The organism is Bradyrhizobium sp. LA6.8 (genome assembly GCF_040547935.1).
GTDB lineage: Bacteria > Pseudomonadota > Alphaproteobacteria > Rhizobiales > Xanthobacteraceae > Bradyrhizobium > Bradyrhizobium barranii.
Genome location: NZ_JBEPQQ010000003.1, coordinates 995,956 through 1,014,718, shown reverse-complemented (window position 1 = coordinate 1,014,718; position 18,763 = coordinate 995,956). Strand labels below are relative to the sequence as shown.

At 62.8% G+C, this 18,763-nt stretch carries 23 protein-coding genes; 2 read left to right on the top strand and 21 right to left on the bottom strand.

Annotation, left to right across the window (positions count from 1 at the left end; genetic code table 11):
• Positions 1–507: 507 nt before the first annotated feature.
• The 21 genes from ABIA90_RS18645 to ABIA90_RS18545 form a co-directional block, all read right to left on the bottom strand.
• Complete coding sequence (locus ABIA90_RS18645) at positions 508–2,430, bottom strand: hypothetical protein (protein ID WP_354117831.1); 1,923 nt, start codon at positions 2,428–2,430, stop codon at positions 508–510.
• Positions 2,427–2,891, bottom strand: a complete 465-nt coding sequence (locus tag ABIA90_RS18640; RefSeq protein ID WP_354117832.1) for a tail fiber assembly protein — start codon at positions 2,889–2,891, stop codon at positions 2,427–2,429. The genes ABIA90_RS18645 and ABIA90_RS18640 overlap by 4 nt, the downstream gene beginning before the upstream one ends.
• On the bottom strand, positions 2,888–5,866 hold the full coding sequence (locus ABIA90_RS18635) for a phage tail protein (protein ID WP_354117833.1): 2,979 nt from the start codon (positions 5,864–5,866) through the stop codon (positions 2,888–2,890). The genes ABIA90_RS18640 and ABIA90_RS18635 overlap by 4 nt, the downstream gene beginning before the upstream one ends.
• The gene (locus tag ABIA90_RS18630; RefSeq protein ID WP_354117834.1) at positions 5,867–6,325 is read right to left on the bottom strand and encodes a GNAT family N-acetyltransferase; all 459 of its coding nucleotides are present in this window, start codon (positions 6,323–6,325) and stop codon (positions 5,867–5,869) included.
• Positions 6,322–7,005 carry a hypothetical protein gene (locus tag ABIA90_RS18625; RefSeq protein ID WP_354117835.1) on the bottom strand — a complete coding sequence of 228 codons (684 nt, stop codon included), beginning with the start codon at positions 7,003–7,005 and terminating at the stop codon, positions 6,322–6,324. Before ABIA90_RS18625 ends, ABIA90_RS18630 begins: the two co-directional genes overlap by 4 nt.
• A complete protein-coding gene (locus ABIA90_RS18620) occupies positions 7,002–7,637 on the bottom strand; it encodes a hypothetical protein (protein WP_354117836.1) in 636 nt (211 codons plus the stop codon). Before ABIA90_RS18620 ends, ABIA90_RS18625 begins: the two co-directional genes overlap by 4 nt.
• 3 nt (positions 7,638–7,640) lie before the next feature.
• On the bottom strand, positions 7,641–9,617 hold the full coding sequence (locus ABIA90_RS18615) for a phage tail tape measure protein (protein WP_354117837.1): 1,977 nt from the start codon (positions 9,615–9,617) through the stop codon (positions 7,641–7,643).
• On the bottom strand, positions 9,617–9,916 hold the full coding sequence (locus tag ABIA90_RS18610) for a DUF1799 domain-containing protein (protein ID WP_354117838.1): 300 nt from the start codon (positions 9,914–9,916) through the stop codon (positions 9,617–9,619). Before ABIA90_RS18610 ends, ABIA90_RS18615 begins: the two co-directional genes overlap by 1 nt.
• Before the next feature lie 128 nt (positions 9,917–10,044).
• Positions 10,045–10,374 (bottom strand): hypothetical protein, encoded by a 330-nt coding sequence (locus ABIA90_RS18605; RefSeq protein ID WP_354117839.1) that lies wholly within the window; start codon positions 10,372–10,374, stop codon positions 10,045–10,047.
• Between the two features lie 40 nt (positions 10,375–10,414).
• Complete coding sequence (locus ABIA90_RS18600; RefSeq protein WP_354117840.1) at positions 10,415–11,347, bottom strand: phage tail tube protein; 933 nt, start codon at positions 11,345–11,347, stop codon at positions 10,415–10,417.
• Positions 11,348–11,350: 3 nt separating this feature from the next.
• Entirely contained in the window at positions 11,351–11,488 is a 138-nt protein-coding gene (locus ABIA90_RS18595) for a hypothetical protein (protein WP_354117841.1), read from the bottom strand.
• Complete coding sequence (locus tag ABIA90_RS18590) at positions 11,488–11,928, bottom strand: phage tail terminator protein (RefSeq protein ID WP_354117842.1); 441 nt, start codon at positions 11,926–11,928, stop codon at positions 11,488–11,490. Before ABIA90_RS18590 ends, ABIA90_RS18595 begins: the two co-directional genes overlap by 1 nt.
• Positions 11,925–12,482 (bottom strand): phage virion morphogenesis protein, encoded by a 558-nt coding sequence (locus ABIA90_RS18585; RefSeq protein ID WP_354117843.1) that lies wholly within the window; start codon positions 12,480–12,482, stop codon positions 11,925–11,927. Before ABIA90_RS18585 ends, ABIA90_RS18590 begins: the two co-directional genes overlap by 4 nt.
• On the bottom strand, positions 12,482–12,910 hold the full coding sequence (locus ABIA90_RS18580; RefSeq protein WP_354117844.1) for a gp436 family protein: 429 nt from the start codon (positions 12,908–12,910) through the stop codon (positions 12,482–12,484). Before ABIA90_RS18580 ends, ABIA90_RS18585 begins: the two co-directional genes overlap by 1 nt.
• Positions 12,907–13,086 (bottom strand): hypothetical protein, encoded by a 180-nt coding sequence (locus tag ABIA90_RS18575; protein ID WP_354117845.1) that lies wholly within the window; start codon positions 13,084–13,086, stop codon positions 12,907–12,909. Before ABIA90_RS18575 ends, ABIA90_RS18580 begins: the two co-directional genes overlap by 4 nt.
• Position 13,087: 1 nt before the next feature.
• Positions 13,088–13,291, bottom strand: coding sequence for a hypothetical protein (locus ABIA90_RS18570; RefSeq protein WP_354117846.1), 204 nt, complete (start codon positions 13,289–13,291; stop codon positions 13,088–13,090).
• A gap of 228 nt (positions 13,292–13,519) precedes the next feature.
• Complete coding sequence (locus ABIA90_RS18565; RefSeq protein ID WP_354117847.1) at positions 13,520–13,768, bottom strand: hypothetical protein; 249 nt, start codon at positions 13,766–13,768, stop codon at positions 13,520–13,522.
• Complete coding sequence (locus tag ABIA90_RS18560) at positions 13,768–14,277, bottom strand: HI1506-related protein (RefSeq protein WP_354117848.1); 510 nt, start codon at positions 14,275–14,277, stop codon at positions 13,768–13,770. Before ABIA90_RS18560 ends, ABIA90_RS18565 begins: the two co-directional genes overlap by 1 nt.
• A gap of 26 nt (positions 14,278–14,303) precedes the next feature.
• Entirely contained in the window at positions 14,304–15,209 is a 906-nt protein-coding gene (locus tag ABIA90_RS18555) for a Mu-like prophage major head subunit gpT family protein (protein ID WP_354117849.1), read from the bottom strand.
• 42 nt (positions 15,210–15,251) lie between these two features.
• Entirely contained in the window at positions 15,252–15,674 is a 423-nt protein-coding gene (locus ABIA90_RS18550; RefSeq protein ID WP_354117850.1) for a hypothetical protein, read from the bottom strand.
• A 42-nt stretch (positions 15,675–15,716) separates the two neighbouring features.
• Positions 15,717–16,826 (bottom strand): phage protease, encoded by a 1,110-nt coding sequence (locus ABIA90_RS18545; protein ID WP_354117851.1) that lies wholly within the window; start codon positions 16,824–16,826, stop codon positions 15,717–15,719.
• 121 nt (positions 16,827–16,947) lie between these two features.
• Between ABIA90_RS18545 and ABIA90_RS18540 the strand changes: the two genes are divergently transcribed.
• Together ABIA90_RS18540 and ABIA90_RS18535 are read left to right on the top strand one after the other, a co-directional pair.
• Positions 16,948–17,223: a hypothetical protein gene (locus ABIA90_RS18540; protein ID WP_354117852.1), complete on the top strand. Its 276-nt coding sequence runs from the start codon at positions 16,948–16,950 to the stop codon at positions 17,221–17,223.
• Positions 17,207–18,757 carry an SGNH/GDSL hydrolase family protein gene (locus ABIA90_RS18535; RefSeq protein WP_354122462.1) on the top strand — a complete coding sequence of 517 codons (1,551 nt, stop codon included), beginning with the start codon at positions 17,207–17,209 and terminating at the stop codon, positions 18,755–18,757. The genes ABIA90_RS18540 and ABIA90_RS18535 overlap by 17 nt, the downstream gene beginning before the upstream one ends.
• The last annotated feature ends 6 nt before the right edge of the window (positions 18,758–18,763 follow it).

Below are 18,763 nucleotides of genomic sequence, written 5' to 3'. Positions count from 1 at the left end.
GGAGCCGGCTGGCTCCCATTGACCGCTATGCCATGAGTAGTCTGCGCTACAATGCACAGCGGGTAACAGGGCAACCGGAGCATCCCGGCCTTCCCTGCGCAATGGTTGGAACGGCTTATGTCGTGCTCTCCCCGGGGAGCGATGCACTATTGCCCCCGTCGCCGTGCGGATGGCTGACGTGTGTGCCCGGTCGGGCAACGCACATCACCGCAAGACTTGGCGCACAGACCCCGGGCGCCAGGACGACACGATTTGGCCGTACGCTGATCACACCGGTCGTTTGCGCGCGGCCTTTGCTCACGGTCGCCCGCCCTGCAAAACCCTTCGCGCCGATGTGACCTGCGTCCACCGCCGCCCGGCCCGCGTTCGTGACGATCTGTAGCGCGCAATTTCAAATGTCACCTCGCGCAACTTCAAATGTCACCCCCCTAGAGGGGCTGGTTCCGAGGGCGGCGCGGCGTCCGGAACGTTGCCGGCAGCGAGCCACGCCTCGCAGTCGGACATGGGTCACAACCTCGCATTTAGAGACAAATCGTCGGCCCAAATACCGTTTCCGCTCGCAGTTGCCGTCTTATAGCTGAGCGTTGAGTAATTGGTGGTTATCGCTTGACTAGGTGCCGTTGCGGGGAAATTGCCGCCCGCAATCGAGTTCGCGATCAGCGCTATAGCCGGAGCCGCCCGCATAGCAGCAAACAGGAAAACACTGCCATAGGAAGCACCATTCACAATCGAGCCATTCTGAAGGCCAACGGTGATCTTTTGCCAATAGCGCTTGCAACATGCCACTTCCGCCACGTAATCCGGAAGCTGAAATGCTGGCGCCGAAGCGCCCTCGGTTACGCTCACATCAAACAATTCGAAGACGTTACCATTCGTCCCCATGAAGTTGAACTGATTGGGTGAGGCAGTAAAGTTGCCAGCAGCCCAGGCACCCGCCGCAGTTGCGAACGTAGACCCAGCCATGAGCGACCACGAGACGTCTAGGCCTATCGTGTTGTCGGTTGTCCACGTTCCCGCCTGATCGAGCGGCACGGTTATCGATTTCACGACGTCTGTATTTGCTTCGCCCGAGCTTATGACATACTCGGCAATGTACGAGCGATTGGCGGCCCCGTTGCGGAAGGAACAGCAGTAGGTGGCTGCCGGTCCTTTACACCCAAATTGGAGCGTGACAGTTTTTGCACCTGCGGTGCCCGCTTTGAGATCCGCAACTCGAAGACCTTCGATGCGCTGGAACAGTCCGACAAGATCGCCCGCGCCTACAGCGGCATCAGCAGTCGTAACCGTGGCCCTTATCCGATTTGGTGATCCTCCCGGTGTAGGGCTCGCTACTTGTTGGACAGAGATAGCTCCTGATGTCCCAGTAAATGACATAAAGAACTGATCAACGGGATAATAGTTAGCCGTTGATCCGGCCGTGTTCGCGTTCTCCTGCGAAATCTGCATTCCGCCGTTGAGGATGTAGTTCTTCTTGAGCACGCCGATATTGGCGCGCGCCTTATCCGCAACTGGCTTCAATTCAGACAGAGCATTCGCCGACGAAAGATCTCCAGCGCCCGGCTGGCCGGAGACGTTGAAATTCCAGTCCGCGAGCGTGCCGCTGCCGCCCGTCTTGTCGACGTTGATCGTCAACGTCGTGCCGCTGTAGGCCGCGAGACCTTCCATCCAATTCGCCGTGTTCGCAGCCGAGCTGGCACGCACGCGCGCGCCGTTCTGATAGGCCAGGCCAGCCTGCGTGGTGAAGACCTGCGACCCCACCCCGATCGTACGCGACGTCGTCGACGTGCCGCCATAGCCGGCGCCGGTCGGCCCGGTGCCGCCTGGATCGCCCTTCGAAGCCTGCAACTGCCAGTAGGTCGCGTTCGGCGGCGCGTGCCCGGAACCTGGCGTGGCATTGCTCCAGACGTATGACGAGCCCGCGGAACTGACAGAATCGCCGACTGAGTAAGTCGCCGCATTGTCGTAAGCGCCGCGCGGGTTGAAGCCCTTGTAAATGCCGAGAAAGGTCCAGACGCCGCCGGTCATGACCCACATCTTGCCGGTCGTCGGCTGGAGCGCGGATTGATTCTCCTCGCCGAGCGATGGATCAGGCGCCGTCAAGGTCGGCGGTACGAAGACGATATAGCCGTTTGCGTTGAGCGCGGTGACGATCCTATCCACGTCCGCCAAAAGCTCAGTGTTGAACGCGCCTTGCGCGACCTTCCAGATGCTGTAGGTCGCGCCGCTTACCGTGGCGCCAGGCCACCGCGTGATCGTCAAATGCGCGTCGTCGGCGACATCGGTGATGAACACACCGAAGTGCCCGACTGTAAAGAAGTAGCCCGGCTTGACGTTTCCGGCCGTGAGCCAAAGGGTGCTCACTCCCGTGACCGTTGTCCCATCTGCGGCAACAGAGACGGTGCCAACGTCGTAGCTGGAAAGCGCGGTCATGCGTTCACCCCTTTCGCGGCGCTCGCCGCATCCAATTGTTCGCGTAGCCACGCAAGCGCGTCGATTCCATCAGGTCTTGCTGGTACCGCGGCTAGCATCGCCGCAGCGGTGTCATTGCCCTTAGACGAATCTCTAAGAGCCTTGCGGTAATTGACCCATGCTGGAAGATCGGTCTCCGAGACCGGAGCATGAGGCAGAAGGAGATAGTCTGTATCAATCAACTCTTGACGCACCGCAGCTTTGACCTGCCAGATCGCGAACGGGTCGGGGTCTGGCTCCGTCTTGTCGACGATCGCCAATGACACCGGGTCAACCATCTGCGTTTTTGCATCGATAGTCTGGTTGTCGACAATCAGAACTTTGCAGCCTTCAAAATGGCTTGTCTCGAAACCGTCCCCGTGATCTGCGCCATAACCATAGGACATGATCTGTCCGGTCGTGACGTTGTAATGAATGTTCATCGCTTCGCCGCCACTGCAAAGAGAGTTGCACCTGCCAACATCGCATTCGAACTGGTAGATCCGAATTGAGCCGCAATCGAAACAGATACAATGCCGCCAGTACCTGTAATGCTGATAGCACCGGACAGTGGTGTCGGGGCGCTCGCGCCGGTTGGCAGCGTCACTTGGTAATAATTGACTTGTGAGCCGTTGAGCAAAAAGCGGAATTGTCCCGTCTCTGTAGCGGGGGAGCCACTAGCCCACATCGAGTTCACGCTCACGTAAATCACGATAGGCTTGCCCGACAATCCCGTGGTGTCTATGGACATGTTGAAACTGAAAAACGACACCCAGTTACCAAAACCGGCGCCAAATATAGCGGCTCCCGTCGTCTGTGCGACCGGCACCGTGACCGCATTGTCTGCGATGCTTAGGCTACCCACGCCTAGGTTCTTGATCACGCCCGACGCGGAGTCGATTGAGTTCGCCTTGAGATAGATGACGTCGATCGCACCGGCCGCGATGGCCTTCACGTTGAAGGTGCCGTCGAGATAGAAATTTCCGTTCATCCCGAACGCGGCTACGCCGTTGAGCGTGCCGAATGAGATGAAGTCCTGCGGCGCTCCACCGTTGTAGCCGGGAAACTGAAACCTGATCTTGTCTGCGACAAAGGTGATGGCAGAGAGACCGACGCCGCCGTTAACGGCCTGAATTCCCGTGACATAGTTGTTGACGTTGAGCGTGAATCCCCAGGACGCCGCGGCGTACCCGTCAAGCATTGCAATCGCACTTGCCGACTCGTTCACGAAAGCGGTGAGAGACCCCCATGTCGCGGTCGCCGTCGTCGAGAAAGTTGCAAAAGCCGTCGAGGTATCGACCGCGACAATGCGGACGTCCTCGATCGAGGCCGCCGCGGCATCGGCTCGTGCGTTGTATTGCGTCCGCACCTCTGTCTTGTCATTCCATCCTCGCGCCGACAGGTTCGCAAGCCGCGTCGCGAAGTCCTGCTCGATCCGGTCGACCTTGTCGCTCAGCTGATTGAAGATCGTGGTGACTTGCGCTCTCACGGCCGCGTCGAATTCGGCAAGTGAGAGACGAATATCGGCCGTCGTTACCGTGATCCAGTCCGACCAAAGCATGTCGCGCGGCGTCGAGGGCAGATACTGACCGCGCACTTGGTACGTGACGGCCGGCAGGATCGATTGAGTGATGATGAGACTGCCAGCGCTCACCCGATCGGTCCGACCGCGCGTCACACTCGAGCCATCGGAGCCAAGTCTCACCTCAAACTGCACGCCGCTGACGCCTGGCTGCGAGCCGTCCCAACTGATCAGGATGGCGGGCCGGCGAACCACGCCGCTGTCATCCAACAGCTGGTAAGGCTGCGCGTTCCAGTCGGTCACGCCTTGCGCCGGCGGCGGGTTCGAGATCAGGCCGCCGGTCGTCACTGGCTGTAAGTCGGTGTCGCGATCCCAATCGTAGTCGTCGGGATCGACCTCGGTGAGCACCAGGAGGACGTCGAGATTGTTCTTGTCGGTGCCGGCATCGACGCGGAATTGCTTCGCCGAGTAACCGTTGCGCGCGCTCGTCCATTTGCCCACGTCGCCGGCCTCGACCAGCCAGAACACGGGCGGCATGATCAATGTGTGCGAGCGAGCCCGCTGCGCTTCCTCGATTGCCGACTTCTGCAAACGCTGGACCTGTTCAGGGTATGGGACAGCGTCGAACTGCGGCGACGCCATGAGGCGGCGTTGGCCATCACGCCGTTCCAGGTCGGTCCGGTAGTACGCCGGCGCAGTCGCCGTATTCCAACCCTGCGCCGGGTCGGGATATTTCGCCTGGATGCCGTTGACGCTGTCGGACAGCGCAAGGAACGGTCGAAAGTTCTGACTCTCGGTCGAGAGGATATCATTGTCGGTGAAGCTGAAGCTCGGGGTATCGGGCGCGCCGAGATGAAGCTTGTAGAAGCCGCCAATCTCGGAAACCTTGCCCTGACAGCCGAGCATCAGCGATTCCAGGAGATGGACCGGTTGCGTGCTAACGTTAACCTGGACGCCGGTGCGATAGCTCGGCTCTGGTCCGTCGGCGCCTTCGACAGTGACGCGGCACTTGCCGATCTGTGTGATCCAGTTGGCAGCTGGCAACCGTGCCGCCGCGGTGCTCTGCAAGCCATAGACCCACTTGCCGGCATAGCTAATGCCGCGCAGTACGGCGTAGGCCTGCACCGCTGGGAAGTTGTCGCCGTCACCGCCCCAGGTCGAGCGATCTCCGAAACGGTGCGTGCCGCTGCCGCCGACCGTCGAGTCTTTGGACGGGTCGTAGAGCGGGATGCCGGACAGCTCGGCCTTGAAGCTTGGCACGCCGTTCCAGAGGTTCTCATCGAGCAGCGTGTGCGCGATGAAATAGCAAACGCCCTTGCCGACGCGCGTCGCACCGTAAGGCCGATCAGCGGAGCCGACGTTGAAGACCATGTAGGCGTCGGCGGTCGTCTGCGTTCCATCGTAATACTTGATCCACAGGTGCGGCGTCGGTGCACCTTCGCCATTGTGCGGACGGTTGTACTCCGGCACGGCATAGCCGAGATCGCCGGAGCCGAAGTTAGTATAGTCGGCCGCGCCGAGCGGCAGCGTGATCAGCTGACCGTCGACCCAGAAGCGGAGTAGCTTCTCGCCGGGCAGATCGCCAACCGAAATGACCTGAGAGACATAGGCGTTCGGCGTGTTGCTGAAGCCGCCATGCTGGTTTGCGTAGACCAGCGACCCGGCTGTGACGTGATAGCCCAGCCCGAACGATCGCGGCACGTCGCCGCCCCCGGCGAGCTTGGTCTGGATGCCTACCGGGCTTTGTTCCTGCTGGCCGCTCTTCGACTTCAACGCGTAGCTGAGGGCGAACTGCGTAGCGAGCGCGAGGCCGGTCGCGAGCAGCGGCACTGCGATGGTGCCGGCGAGGAACGTGCCGGCGAGCAAGGTGGTCGCGATGGCTGTAAAAATCGCCATTCAAACCGCCTTCAAGAAGTGGGTTTCTGCGCGCCGATAGCCGCGCCGCTCGTACAGCTTCGCGACATCAGGGTCGGCGCCCATGCCGGCCATTCCGACAAACCGGCAGCGTTTCTCCCTCGACCAGGCCTCGTAGGCGTCGAGCATTGCCACTGCCGATCGGCCGCGGTGGGCCGGCTCGATCCACCAGGCGCTTTCGCGCGAGATCCAAACCGGCCCAAACTGATGCTCATAGGCCAGCGCCAATAGGATGCCCTGGGCCTCGCCATCGACATCAAGAACGAAGCAACAGCCGTTCATTGCGCCGAGATGGATTTCGAACAGCCGCGTCGCATACGGGGCCTCGAACGGCACGGCGAAGCCACTCTCACCGGTGCCGTCAAACCCGGCCGCCGCGTGCGAGTGCCGAAGCAGCTCGACCGCGCGTCCCCGATCTGATGCCATGCCGCTCCGGATCATCTGCGGAAAAGACCCGAGTTTTTCGCGATGGAAACGAGATCGATCGGGCCTGATGACTTGCCCCAATAAATCTCCCAATCGCTGACGGTCGCCGTATCGGAATAGAAATCGTCGTCCGCTTGGCGAAGCTTTTGCGAGGCGTCCGAGCGGGTGTCCGAATTGGCGCGCGTCAGCTCCACCGTGTTGCCGGTACAGGTCACGGTGACGTCGCCTTCTTCGCCCGCCGGTGGCGTCTTGATCGGCGCCTGGTCGATCGTGCCAGCGAAGCGCGGGAACGCCGGTCCATTCATCGCCATCGTTGCCGGATCGAACAGCCCGCGGAAGATCTGCACCTTTCCCTGCTTGCAATCGTAGCCGCGAAGAAGGTCATTGACGCGAGTTGCCACCTGCGAGAGCGTGATCTGGACGGTCTGCACCGTGAGGTTGGACACATAGGGAATGTCCGAGATCTTGATCAGCCCGCCGGCAGCAGCGAAGGTGCGCGTCACGACTGAACCTGAATCCGGATCGATCACCTCGGCGTCGATCGCGCCGACGTCGGACCAATAGCCGTCCTCGACCGGATTGCCTGTTTCGAAGTCGCGCACCACGAACCAGACGAAGTCGCGAGCGACCAGGCGGCGGCCCTGCAACAGGACGTAGTTCTCGGAATGACCCGGCGGATCGATCGAGCGCGTCATGCGAGAACCTGCCCAATCTGGAACGCAAGCCTGCCGAACTTCCCGCGGGTCTGCGTCGGCACGACGGACTTAGGCATCAGCGTAAACATTCCGCGCGGCGCTTTGAGCGTCACCGCCGTCGACAGCGTCCAGCCCGCGCGCAGATGCGGGCGCACGTCGAACTGAGCCGTGACGCCGGCGCCGTTCGCCGTGACGGTCTCCATCGCCTGGTGCAATGCCCGACCGCCGGTGTAGTCGAACGACAGGTAATCGCCTCGCGAGATGACCTGGCCAGGATTGAGGCCCGACAACGACAACGCCTTGTTGTTGGCGTTCACCGTCGCCAACACTCCGTTGGCTGCGGCGCTGCCGCCGGGATAAAGGCGCGGCGCCGGCCGTCGCAAATCCCACGCCTCGAACGCATTGATCACACCGTCGAGTGATGTCAGCACCGCCTGGTAGTCGACCATGGTGTCGTTGTGCAGCTCCTCGGTCGTATAGCTGCCGAACCACAGTGCAGGTCCGAGATCCTTGCCGATCGTCGTGCCGATCGACAGCCGGCTCAGCTCTTGCTGCGAGATCGGTTCGAACGTGAACGGCGTCGTGAAGCCGACCAGCGTTAGGACATCCGCGCGTGGGTAAGTGATCGCCATCCGCTATCCGATTAACCGATTGGTTCGTCCGACATTCGAGGCGTCGGCGACATGATCAACGAACTGCGGACTTGTGACGAAGCTGCTCACCGTGTCCGAGGCGGACTGCATCGACACGCTCTTCACATAGGCTTGAAGATTGCCGTTGTTGTCGACGGACACGCCGACGTCCACCTTGAGGCCCGTGGCCGAAGGTGAGCTGCTGCTGCTCGACGACGACCCGCCGCTCCAATCGCCCCAGGCCGGCGCCGAGCTGCCGACCAGGCCGCCGCTGTCGTAGCCGCGCAACCGCCGGTGCAGCTTCGTGAAGAAGCCGACGCCAGCGCGGTTCACCGACGTCTTGTCGAAGACGTACTCGTCGCGGTGAACGATGCCGGCCGGCTCGTACTTGCCGCCGTGGCCGGTGTAGCCACCGACGTCGAACATCGGAAACGATAGGCCGCCCGTGCCGGCGCCGAGATCGCCAGCGGCACTCATTTTCGGGCCTCCCATCAACGACGAAAGGAAGATGTCCAGCGTCTTGTCGGCGAGCTTGCTTGCAATCTTGCTCAGCGCGTTGAGACCGGCGTTGCCGAGCGCGACGAGCGCATTGGTGCCAGCCATCACCTGGCTGGTGAAATCGCGGAACGCGCCGCCGCCCAGATCCTGGGCGGTGCTCTTCAACTCTTTCAGCTCATTGTTGGCCCGGATGGTCTGCGCGACCGAACTGTTCATGTCGGCATTGTTGCCGAACGCGCCGCGCAGCCGTTCAGCCACCGCGGCATCATCGGCGCTCCGCCCGAGCTGTGCGCCCTCGAATGCGACGTCGGACTTGAGCTGCGCTTCCGCGAGCGCCTGCGCGGCCTGGCCGGCGCGCTGGGCGACCTCGGCGATGCGGTCGGCGTATTTCTTCGCCGCGTCGCCGCCCGACTGCTGAGCGGCCTCCGTGAGCACGTTCTCGGTGCGCAGTCTTGCGATCTCGCCGGCCGAAAGTCCGACCGCGCGCGATTCCGCCTCCATCGACGCGGCTTGCCGGTCGATCGACTTCGTAAACCGCTCGAATGCGGACGCATTGTTCTCGGCGGTGATGCCGAGTGTCGCCAGATCCTTGGATGTTGCCTCGCCCTTGCTGACCGCGATGCCAGAGCTGTTCTCGGAGATCCGGTTCTGAAGATCGAGGGACGGCTTGATCTTGTTGATCAGATCGGCGGCCGTCTTCTGGAGATCGGGGCTCGCAAGTCCGATGCGCGCGACCTGGTCGGCAAATTTTTTGACGTCGGGCGCGCCGCTCTTGAAGCCCGCCTGGAGCTTGAAGATGACGTCCTCGAACGGCGCGAGCTCAGGCTTGACCTGCTTTACTTGGTTAAGGAAGTCGCCGATGCCGCCGAAAGTGGTGGCGCCAGAGATGAAGCTTCCGACCTGCGTCTGCAACGACTTCCTTAGTTCGGCCTCGTTCTGGATCAGAAGCAGCTGGGTCGCGTTCGCGCCATAGCTATAGAAGTCTCCGGCCGCGCCCTTCGCCTTGTTGTATGCGTCGCGGATCATGTTGATCAGCTTGGTCTGATCGTCGAGCTGCTGCTCGATGCTCTTGCTGCCGCTGCTGATGACGTTCTGGTAGGCGGTGTAAGCGGCCGAGGCGACGCCAATCGCCGCGGTGACGACGCCGAAGCCGCTCGCTGCGCGCGTGGCGATGCCAATGGCTTCGCCGACGCCGCTCGCGCCCTGGGCCAATTTGGCCAGCGCGCTCTGCGCGCCTTGCACCTTGGTCGCGAGATCGGCGACCTTCTGGGAGACGGCGCCGGCGCTTGAGGCAATGTTGTCGTTGGCAGCTCCAGCCGCTTCCGACGACTTCGCCAGGCCGGATGCCGCACCGCTAGCCTTCTCGATCGAGGAGCCGGCGCCCTCGGCGCTCTTGCCCAGCGCGTCGATCGCGGACGATGCCTCCTGCGCAGCCTGTTTGGCGCCGGACGCATCGCCGTCGATCTGGAGAGATACCCGCATCAGGCGTCCTCGTTCAGCCCCTTGATGGCCGCCTGCTCCATGGCGCGCAGTCCGCGCCACAGTGCCGGCGTCACTTCAAATCCTTCTGCGTCCAAGCCCGCTCGGACCGACGCATAGTCCAGCCCGACGAACAGCGGCAAGATCGGAAGGATGATGCCGCCCGCCATCGGCGCGATCGTGCCGCCACCGCCGCGCGCCACCACACGCCATTGTCCGCAGATGGTGAGGAATGCCTCGACGGTCGGGACATTCTCGCGCCAGACGCCCTCGAATTCGCCGGAACGATCATCGCCGCGCATGGTCTCTTCGAGATTGCGCAATGAGACCGCGTCGAACCCCATGCGCCGCGCGCCCTCGATCGCGTCCTCGATCTCCTGATCGTCGGCCGCCCCACGCGCCGCTCTTGCCCAGCGCGCTGCGGCCCATCTCAGTTTCCCTCGGCGATCCGGTTTACGGTCTCAAAATAGTGCGTGATCAACGCTTGCCGGACGTTCGGAACGAACAGCAACCGCTCGCGCAATTCGTCGGTGCAGGCAATCGGCTGATCCTGCTCGTCGACCAGGTCGGAGAAGCGCACCACGATCTCGCGAAGGAACGACGTGGTGTCGTCCGACCGGCTGAGGTCGAAGCTCGCGACCTTGTCGGTCGGTACGTAGTTGAACGTCGCCTTCAGCAAGTCCTCACTGAAGCCGCCGTCGGTGGGCGTGAACACCTTCACCTCGTGGGTGAAGGTGCGTTTGTCGACGATCTTGAACATGCCTTGAAACCTCCTGACAGAACTTCGGGATTTGAGCGTTTTAGGTGAGCGTGATGGACACCTGGTCGTTGCCGGCGTTCGGCAGGCACAGCATCGAGAGCGGCCACTCGGCGATGCCCTGGTTCTGCTGGTAGCCGGTCGGTCGCTTGAATTCGGCGGTCGGTGCTGCGATCGTGACGATGTTGCCGGCGGTGACACCGTGCACCAGGCTGACCGCAACGGTGGCCTGCGAGTTCGCGAGCCCATAGACGTCAAGCGTCGAAACCGGCACGGCTTCGCAGGTGAAGTCGATCTGCTCCTTGTGGTCGGTGATGAGCACCGACTCGCTCGGGACCAGCATGCGCGGCTCGACTTGGTTGGCGAGATCGAGCGAGAAGTTGCGCATCACGAGCGCGACGCTGTTGACGGTAAAGGTCGGCGTGTTTGCCTTGTTGACGATCAGCGGCTTCTTGAAACTGGTCAAAGTCGGGACTGCTGCCGCGACTTCGCTTGGTGCGACCCAGAGGCCAGTGAACGCCCAGTGGATCATCGGGATGCCCTGAGCATCGAGCGTAAGCTTGGCGGTGCCGCGCGCGCCCTTGATCGCATGCAGCGTCGCCCCCATCCAGAACTTCACGTAGAGGCTTTCGATCGAGAGAGTGATCGGCGAATAGGTCGCCGAAACGCCGGCGGAGAGAACTTCCGCGTAGCCGCAGCCTCGGAGCAGTGGTCCCCACGCCGGCGCGGTGCCGGCCGTTCCAGACCCCGCCAGCTCGGTGTCGAACTCGATCACGGTGTGCAGATCGGCCGGGATCGATGGTTGATTGCCGAAGTTCGGCTGCACGAGGTCGCGAGAGACGTCGCTGCCTTCCATCGGCCGGATCGAGACGTTCTTCGCGAGAATCGCGTTCGCGGTGCCCGCGAGCGTGGGGTCGGTGGCGTAGCCCGTCTCGATCTTGGCGAGCAGCACCATCTGGCGCCAGAAAATCGGCATGGCTCAGACCTCTTTCTGCTTCTTCGGTGCGGCCGGCGTCTTGGCATCCTTCGCCGCCGGCTTCTCTTCATTGCGGAGCAGCGAGCCGTCCAGCTGCCGCGTGTAGCTCCCGCCATGAACGGGCTGTTCCTGTTCGCTCATCAAACGATCCTCAGTTGGTCGAGCAACGCGAAGTCGAGCTGGTAAATCACCAGCCCCTTGTCGGCGGACAGCAGCCGGCCGCGGGTGACGGTGAAGACGCCGACAGCGCCGGTCGGTCCCCAGCCAGCGACGGCCTCGACGACATCGGCCGTCAGATCCTCGATGGTCGGCAGAGCCTTCCGCGCCTTGGCGTCGCCGAGCGCCTTGATGCAGAGCAGGACACCGATGCCATGGCTCAATGTCTGCGTATGAAAACCAGTGGCGGACTCCGCGCCGCGATCGTCGAAGCCAAGCGGCACCACGAACGCGCAGACCTCACGCTGAGGCATGGCGCCCGCGGCGATCAACGAGGCAAGCGCGAGGATGCCCTCGATCTTGCCGGTCAGGTCCGGAACCTGGGCGGAGATCCGCTGCGCTACGCTATCAACAAGCGTGGTCACTGGAGCTGGCCTCCTGCCGAAACATAGTTCTCGACGATGGTCAGGATCGTGCGCGGATCGTCCTCGTCGAGGCCAAGGAACGGCCGTGCCGGCATCTGCTGCACATGCGCCCGGATCTCGGCCTTGCGCGCGCGATCGGCTTTGGACGGCTTGGCAAAGCGCGTGGTACCGCTGCGTTGATTGGTCTTGAAGTGCAGCACAGCGGTCCGCGCCGCATGCTGGATCGGACCGCCGAACTGATGGATGGCCGCGTAGACGACATTGGTGCCGACTTCGACGCCGGTCGGCGATGCATTGGCCGTGATCGAACGATAGAGCCGCGATGACAGCACCAGCGTCTTGCCGCCCTGCGCGATGACGCGAAGGCTCGGCGGCCACGGCGAACCATCCGGCGCAACGCCTTGATCCCAGCGATGATGCGTCGACGTCACCAACGCCAGGCCGATGTCCTCGAACATGGGCGTCGGATTCTCGACACGCTCGATCAGCTCACCGAGGTCTGCGAGCGTCCCCTCGGCATCCTTCAGCTGGACCTGGAGCATTGCACCGGTCATCAGATGAAGCCCTTGAGGTTCTCGGGCGTGAAGTCGCGCGGGCGATCCGTGACCTTCACTCCGGAAGCACCGGAAGACGGCGGCTCGACGCCGGCAACGTTGAGGCGCATCGTTCCGCTGGCGATGAGCTGAAGCGTCTTCAGTGCATCCTGATAGTCGCTCCTGACTTTGTCGGAGACGACGTCCCGATGAAGCTTGTAGATGGCGATCGCCTTGGCGAGGTCGTTGAGCAGCGACGGCGTCTGCGCCAGCGGTAGCACGTAGCGGCCGAGCAAATAGCCGTCGATGGTGGAATCGGCATCCGTCAGCGCGTTGACAATGACGGTCGCGTCAATCGCGCCCGCTGGCGGGTCGGCCCGATCGGTGAGATCGATCAGCATGGGTTCGCCGAAGCGCTCGACCAGGTCGGCTTGGGTGGCGTAGGTCATGCGGCCTCCGACACGACGGGCGCGCGCCAGGCAGGCTTGCGGATGACGTCGCCGGCGCGGCGCCCGCGAACGTTCCTCCAGTCGATCGAGCCGACGTCCTGCAACAGCGAGACCGTACCGTCGCAGTTGTCGACGACGACTTCCCGCGGCCAGCGTTGTGACAGGACGGGCATCATGTCAGGTGCACTTTCCGCGCAGATGGTCGAGCAGCGCATCGGCGAAGCCGATCGCGCTGGACAGAACCTTGTCATCATCAAAGGTGCCGGCGACGACCGACGTCTGCACCTGTTCGGCTATCGAGCGAATGGTTGCGCCGGCGGTGAACGCAGCGCGGCCTTCCTGGTAGCTAGCATCGTCAATCAAGAAATCAGCCTTCGGCATGTGATGCGCCCCTGGTGAAACTGGTCCCTCGGTCCCGCCGCTCAGGCATTCGCGCCCTAGGAAAGGACCGAGGGGTGATCCGTGTGCCGCTGTCTGTCAGGACCCAATCAGCTGCGGGTGATTGGCACGGCGCACGAATTCCGAAACTGGGTGCGGGGGCAGGAATTGAACCCGCCGAAGGCTATCGACTTTCGACGCCCACTCGACTTGCCCGCGTTGAACCGGACGTCAGTCCGGGATCGTCAGGGGCTCGACGTCGATCGTCGCGCTCGAATGCGCGCCATCGCCGCCGGAGCACAAATGCCCATGTGCCTTGACGCGGACAGCCATCGAAGAGTCACGGCTTGGCGGCGGCAGATTGTTGATCGCAATAGCAAGATAGTCGAAGACAGGCGCCGGCAAATGCGCCTTGTGGGTTTCAAGCAGCTGAAGCGCGTGGACGCGCGATCGGCCGGTAAATGCGACGTGGAACGACATCAGTCCTCCTGACTGGACTTGTGATCGGTGATGACGAGTTCGGGATCGGCTTGGAGCGCCTTGAGAGCGTCCTCGGTGAGATCAGCGAGTGCGATCGGCACCGCAACCGGACCGAAGGCGCGCCCCGCGCGATAACGCGTTTGCTGGCGACCGGGCCTGGTGCGAACAGCGATTGCCGGACCGGTGATGACTGGTGCTGGTTGCTCGATGGGTGCGGTCTCGCCGGCGCAGCCCATGCTTTGCAGCTTGAGGATCTCGGCCTGGGCAGATTCGAGCGCAGCGGCAAGCGTGGTGCGCGCCTCGATCGATGCCTCCAGCTTCGCGCTCACATCGGCGAGGTTCGCCATGATCTGGTCGCGATCGGCCGAGAGCGCGGCCTTCTCGGCCTCCAGCTGCGCGACTGCCGTGCCGGCCGTTGCGGCCGCGAGCTGCTCGCGCAGCTCGTCGACCAGCTTCTGAAGGGCCGCGGCATCTGCGCCCTTGGCCGCCTTGTTGCTTGCCTTTGCCATGTTCGCCTCTGATCAGCCGGGCCGGATCAGCCGAGCCAGGTGCAGACGAGGATGTCTGCGGTGCCGAACCAGATGTTGCTGGAGCCGTCGGCGTTGCGCTCGGCCTCGATCAGCTGGCGGGCGGCACCTTCCAGCGTCGACGGCACGACCAGGAGCGGCTTGGTGCCGTTGGCGAGCACGTTCAGCGGCCGGCCGAAGTCCCCCTTCATGCCGATCAGGGCCGCACGCGCGGTGTTGTAGTGGGTCGCGTCGAGCGCCTGCTTCGAACCCCAGGCGAACTGCCAGAGCCCAAACCCGGCGTTGCCGCGGCCGTCCCAGCCGTAGAGGAATTCCTTCTTGTTGAAGACGTTCTCGTCGGTGGGATTGTCCAGCGCAACGAACTGGCCGGACTTGCGCAGCTGCCAGATCAGCGGCTTCAGCACCTTGGAGACGTCGAGCAGGAACCACGGCGTGCCGGCGCCGCCATCGGTGTTGGCAACCTGCGTCGCGTTGCCGGCGGCATCGAGCACCGGATGATCGGTGTCGAAGAAGAACTGGCCATCATAGCAGTTGGTGGAGAAGCCGGCGAGCAGCAACGGCCAGACCAGCTGGTCGGGCCACGCCGCGACGGACTCGCCGAACATGGCGAACAGCGGCGTATAGATGCCGAGATTGTCATCTTCGATGTCGTCCCGGTCGACGCCGATCGTCAACTCGAACGGCTTGTTCTTGATCGCATAGCTGGCTTCGGAGAGGTTCTGCACGATGCGCTCGCCGAGCCACTCGCGCACGTTCGGGATCTTGCCGAGCCAGCCGTAGGTTTCCGACTTCGCGGTCGACGGAACGACCGTCGCGACGCGCTGGAACAGCGTCGTGGTCTGCTGGAGCTGGTTCTGGAAAGTCGTCTTGAAGCCGACGCGAAGGCCGTCGAGGTTCTGGCGATTGACGATCATGGAGTGATGCTGCCTGTGTGATGGATCAAGGGGGCGGAAAGATCAGATGACGTTGCCGGGGCCGGTCGCGACCCAAACGCCGTCGCTGTCGACATCGACGACCTTGCCGGCGACCGAGCGGGTCGACGACCCGTTGGTCTTGGCGACTGTGTTGTCGTCGACGATGTAGCAATCCGAGCCGATCTCGGTTCGCGTGATCTGATCAGTCGACGTGGAGTTGTTCCACTTGAACACGCCGGCGCGGACCTTGATCTTGATGTCACCGTTCGCGCCCGCCGAATTGTCGGCGTAGTGCTCGGCCCGGCCGACCGCGATGAGGCCCGTCGCCGTAGTGCCGCCCTGGGCGTAACCCGCATTGAGCGCGACAAGCGCGCCCATCCAGATCTTGGTCGTGGCCTTCACATCGTAATGATGGATCGGCTTCTCGCGGCGTTGCGTCATGCGGTCGGCGGTCAAGGCGGTCATGCGGGGCTCCGGTCAGGTCGCGTGTTTGTGTGTGGTTGGGTCTCAGTCGCTCGACGCTTCGCTGGCGAGCGTCTTGGCGTAGTCGTCTTCCTTGATGCCGAGGAGGCGCGCGGCTTCCTTTTGCTGGGCGTTCAGCGCGACCTTGCCGTCCTTCGGCGCCGGCGGCTCCACCAGGAGCATCGAACCCGTACCGAGCTTCGGCAGTGCGCCGATCTCCTTCTCGACGCGCGCAGGATCTTGTGCATGCATGGCGATGTAGTGCTCGCGCAACGGCTTCACGCCGACGCGGCCTTCGCGGATCGCACCGTCGACGAAGGCGGTTGCCTTCTCGGTCGCAGTCGCGGTCACGGCCGCCTGGAGCTTGCCGCCGATCTCCTTCAACTCGCTCTGGAGCGCGGCGATCGTCTCGGCGCCATTGGCCTTGCCGGCAGCGGCAAGCGTGGTCACGGTCGTCACGATGGAGTCGCTCGTTGCGTCCGCCTGGAGGCCCGCCGCCTTCGCGATCGACTGCAAGGCGGTATCGGTGCCGCACATGCTCGTGACCTTCGAAACCACCGACGCGGAATCCGCGTCATTGCCGAGGCCCAGGAGTTGGCGAAGCTGCGCGAGCAAATCCATCTGATCGTTCTCCGTTGAATTGAGCGCGGCCATTCCGCGCAGATTGGGGGTGTTGGTGAGCGAGGCCCGCGGCATGTCGAGCACGTTGTTCAACGCGTCGCAGATCAGCACGGGAGAGATGAAGCGATAGGCGCGTTCGGCCATCAGCGTCGCGCCTGGCGCGGACCACTCGACCTTGCCGTAGATGCCGTCGGTCCGAACATCCATCGTCGTGACCCAGCCGCGCGCCGGCGCCGGCCGGCCCTCAGGTGCCGCCAGATCGGTCGCGTGGTTCTCATCGATGGGGATGCGGCCGCTATGCACCGAAAGGGCCGAGGCCGCGAGCTTCGCAGCATCGGCGACGCGATACGGACCGCGCCCATCCTTGGTCGGCACAAGGCCGGCGGCATCGATCGGCAGCAGCATGATCCACTCGGCCGCGCCGTCGCCTTCGGAGTTGAAGACGATTTCAATCCCAGCGCCGAGCACTACGTCCGGCGTCTTGCTGTGCGCCAACACGATGTGGAAAGCTGTGCTTGTGTTTTGTCCCGACATGCGGCCACAATGGCCGGACTGATGCGGTGTTCGTAACCCTGACACGTGTCAGGGTGCGGAATTCGAGGCCGCCGCCCTAGTGATAGCGCAACGCTCGCCCTTAACGCTGGAGCACTGCGCAATGCCAACTCAGATCCTCGCCATAGGCGTGACCGCTGCGGATTCCGCAGACCAAGTCGTATCAACCGGAACGCCTCTCACTGTCTGCCTGAAAGACGCTGCTGGCCCGGCCGTGGGCGACCTTGCCTTCGTCGATATCCTGCTGAAGGACGACGCCGGTCAGTATTTCTTGGTCGAAACGCTCTCTGCACTGAAGCCCGCGCTGATGATCGTCGCCCCCGGCACATATCGCTTCAGCCGCCGCGCCGGCGTCTCGTGCGGTGTCTTCAGTGGCTAGAACGACGCAGCTGCTGACACGATCGCTGACGCAACCGCTGGCGGCCGTGCCGGCGGATTTCAGAGATCTTGGGTTAGCTAACTCGCCCGCCATCGTCCTACCCGCTACCAACCTCAAGGCGGTCTATTCCGTCATCAGAGTCGCGGGCTGGACAGGAAACTGCCTCAGGGTGCAGCGAGCATTGGACAGCGCACAGCTCGACATCGGCTTTTCCGGCAACCTGGTGGACAAGTCTGCTGCCGATGTCTTTGCCGGCGGGACGGCCCTCACCATCGTGAAGGTCTACGATCAGTCGGGCTCTGGTCTCGATCTTGTCCAAGCGACTGACGCCAACCGCCCGATCTTCTCGTCGCTGAACGAGTGGATGAGCATCCGCCCCATCACCATCGACACCTGGCCGCAAAGCGCTGTCGCGAAATGGCTGGACACGCCGGTGCTGTCCGGCCTCAACCGGCAGGCCATCAGCGTCTACATGATGATGGTCGACCACTGCCCAAACCAACAGAACGCGATCTGGGAAGGATTCTCCGACACTGGCTTCGCAACTTCGAACTCTTTCCTGCTCGGCTCCGGCGGCGGGCTGGCGGTCAATTTCGGCAGCCTAATCTTCAACACGTTCTTCCCGCGTAGCCATTTGCAAACAATCACGACGGTGTGCGGTGGCGCCAATGTCCGCGCGCGCTTCGACGGCGTCGAGCGGACCTTCACAACCGGCGCGATCTCGTCATCGGCGATCCAAGGCATGCGGTTCGGCAAGAGTTCGCTCAACAACCAGTACAACGCGCAGAACGATGTCTTCTGCATTGCGATCTATGCTCAGGCCGATGCCGCAGCGGCAAATCTGGTGGTCGAGAACGCTCTGAACGTGTCTTTCAATCCGGATCGCGCTGGCAACTTCCCTTGGAGCTACCGGCTGGTCGAGGACGGCAATTCGCTGATGAGCGGAGTTGGCGCGGCCTCGCTTCAAAGCGCCGGCTGGCAAGGCGGCTTCGGCCGCGGCCAGAAAGGCGACGTGCGCGCCTGGGAATATTACAACATGGGGCTAGCCGGCCAGACCCTCGCGACCGCCTACACCAACCGCGCGCGCGTGCTCGGCCTGTTCGATGCGGCGAAGGCGAAGAACGTCCTCCACATCATCGACCCCACCAACGACATCGGTGTTATCAGCTACACCAGTGCGGCGGACGCGCAGACCGGCAACGCGGTCTCGGCGCAGAACCTCTACAACAATTATTTCTTGCCCTATGTGCAGGCGGCACAGGCGGCGGGCTTCACCAGGATCGTGACGACCACGACGATCCCGAGGACGAATTTCAATCTCAACACCGGCAACTTCCGGGAAAACTGTCGGCTGTTCTACAATTCTCTGCTTATCAGCAACGCGGTCGCGAATGGATTTGTCGTTGCCGACGCGGCTTCGATTCCGCAGCTCCAGACGTTCGATCAGACCTACTATCTGTCAGACAACCTGCACCTGACCGCGGCAGGTTACGCGCTGGTCGAAGAAACCCGCAAACCGTTGGAGATCGGCTAAGTTTTT

Coding starts and splice junctions, on each gene's coding strand:
- ABIA90_RS18645 (WP_354117831.1), bottom strand. CDS start 2,430: ATGACCGCGCTTTCCAGCTACGACGTTGGCACCGTCTCTGTTGCCGCA.
- ABIA90_RS18640 (WP_354117832.1), bottom strand. CDS start 2,891: ATGAACATTCATTACAACGTCACGACCGGACAGATCATGTCCTATGGT.
- ABIA90_RS18635 (WP_354117833.1), bottom strand. CDS start 5,866: ATGGCGATTTTTACAGCCATCGCGACCACCTTGCTCGCCGGCACGTTC.
- ABIA90_RS18630 (WP_354117834.1), bottom strand. CDS start 6,325: ATGATCCGGAGCGGCATGGCATCAGATCGGGGACGCGCGGTCGAGCTG.
- ABIA90_RS18625 (WP_354117835.1), bottom strand. CDS start 7,005: ATGACGCGCTCGATCGATCCGCCGGGTCATTCCGAGAACTACGTCCTG.
- ABIA90_RS18620 (WP_354117836.1), bottom strand. CDS start 7,637: ATGGCGATCACTTACCCACGCGCGGATGTCCTAACGCTGGTCGGCTTC.
- ABIA90_RS18615 (WP_354117837.1), bottom strand. CDS start 9,617: ATGCGGGTATCTCTCCAGATCGACGGCGATGCGTCCGGCGCCAAACAG.
- ABIA90_RS18610 (WP_354117838.1), bottom strand. CDS start 9,916: ATGCGCGGCGATGATCGTTCCGGCGAATTCGAGGGCGTCTGGCGCGAG.
- ABIA90_RS18605 (WP_354117839.1), bottom strand. CDS start 10,374: ATGTTCAAGATCGTCGACAAACGCACCTTCACCCACGAGGTGAAGGTG.
- ABIA90_RS18600 (WP_354117840.1), bottom strand. CDS start 11,347: ATGCCGATTTTCTGGCGCCAGATGGTGCTGCTCGCCAAGATCGAGACG.
- ABIA90_RS18595 (WP_354117841.1), bottom strand. CDS start 11,488: ATGAGCGAACAGGAACAGCCCGTTCATGGCGGGAGCTACACGCGGCAG.
- ABIA90_RS18585 (WP_354117843.1), bottom strand. CDS start 12,482: ATGACCGGTGCAATGCTCCAGGTCCAGCTGAAGGATGCCGAGGGGACG.
- ABIA90_RS18580 (WP_354117844.1), bottom strand. CDS start 12,910: ATGACCTACGCCACCCAAGCCGACCTGGTCGAGCGCTTCGGCGAACCC.
- ABIA90_RS18575 (WP_354117845.1), bottom strand. CDS start 13,086: ATGATGCCCGTCCTGTCACAACGCTGGCCGCGGGAAGTCGTCGTCGAC.
- ABIA90_RS18570 (WP_354117846.1), bottom strand. CDS start 13,291: ATGCCGAAGGCTGATTTCTTGATTGACGATGCTAGCTACCAGGAAGGC.
- ABIA90_RS18565 (WP_354117847.1), bottom strand. CDS start 13,768: ATGTCGTTCCACGTCGCATTTACCGGCCGATCGCGCGTCCACGCGCTT.
- ABIA90_RS18560 (WP_354117848.1), bottom strand. CDS start 14,277: ATGGCAAAGGCAAGCAACAAGGCGGCCAAGGGCGCAGATGCCGCGGCC.
- ABIA90_RS18555 (WP_354117849.1), bottom strand. CDS start 15,209: ATGATCGTCAATCGCCAGAACCTCGACGGCCTTCGCGTCGGCTTCAAG.
- ABIA90_RS18550 (WP_354117850.1), bottom strand. CDS start 15,674: ATGACCGCCTTGACCGCCGACCGCATGACGCAACGCCGCGAGAAGCCG.
- ABIA90_RS18545 (WP_354117851.1), bottom strand. CDS start 16,826: ATGTCGGGACAAAACACAAGCACAGCTTTCCACATCGTGTTGGCGCAC.
- ABIA90_RS18540 (WP_354117852.1), top strand. CDS start 16,948: ATGCCAACTCAGATCCTCGCCATAGGCGTGACCGCTGCGGATTCCGCA.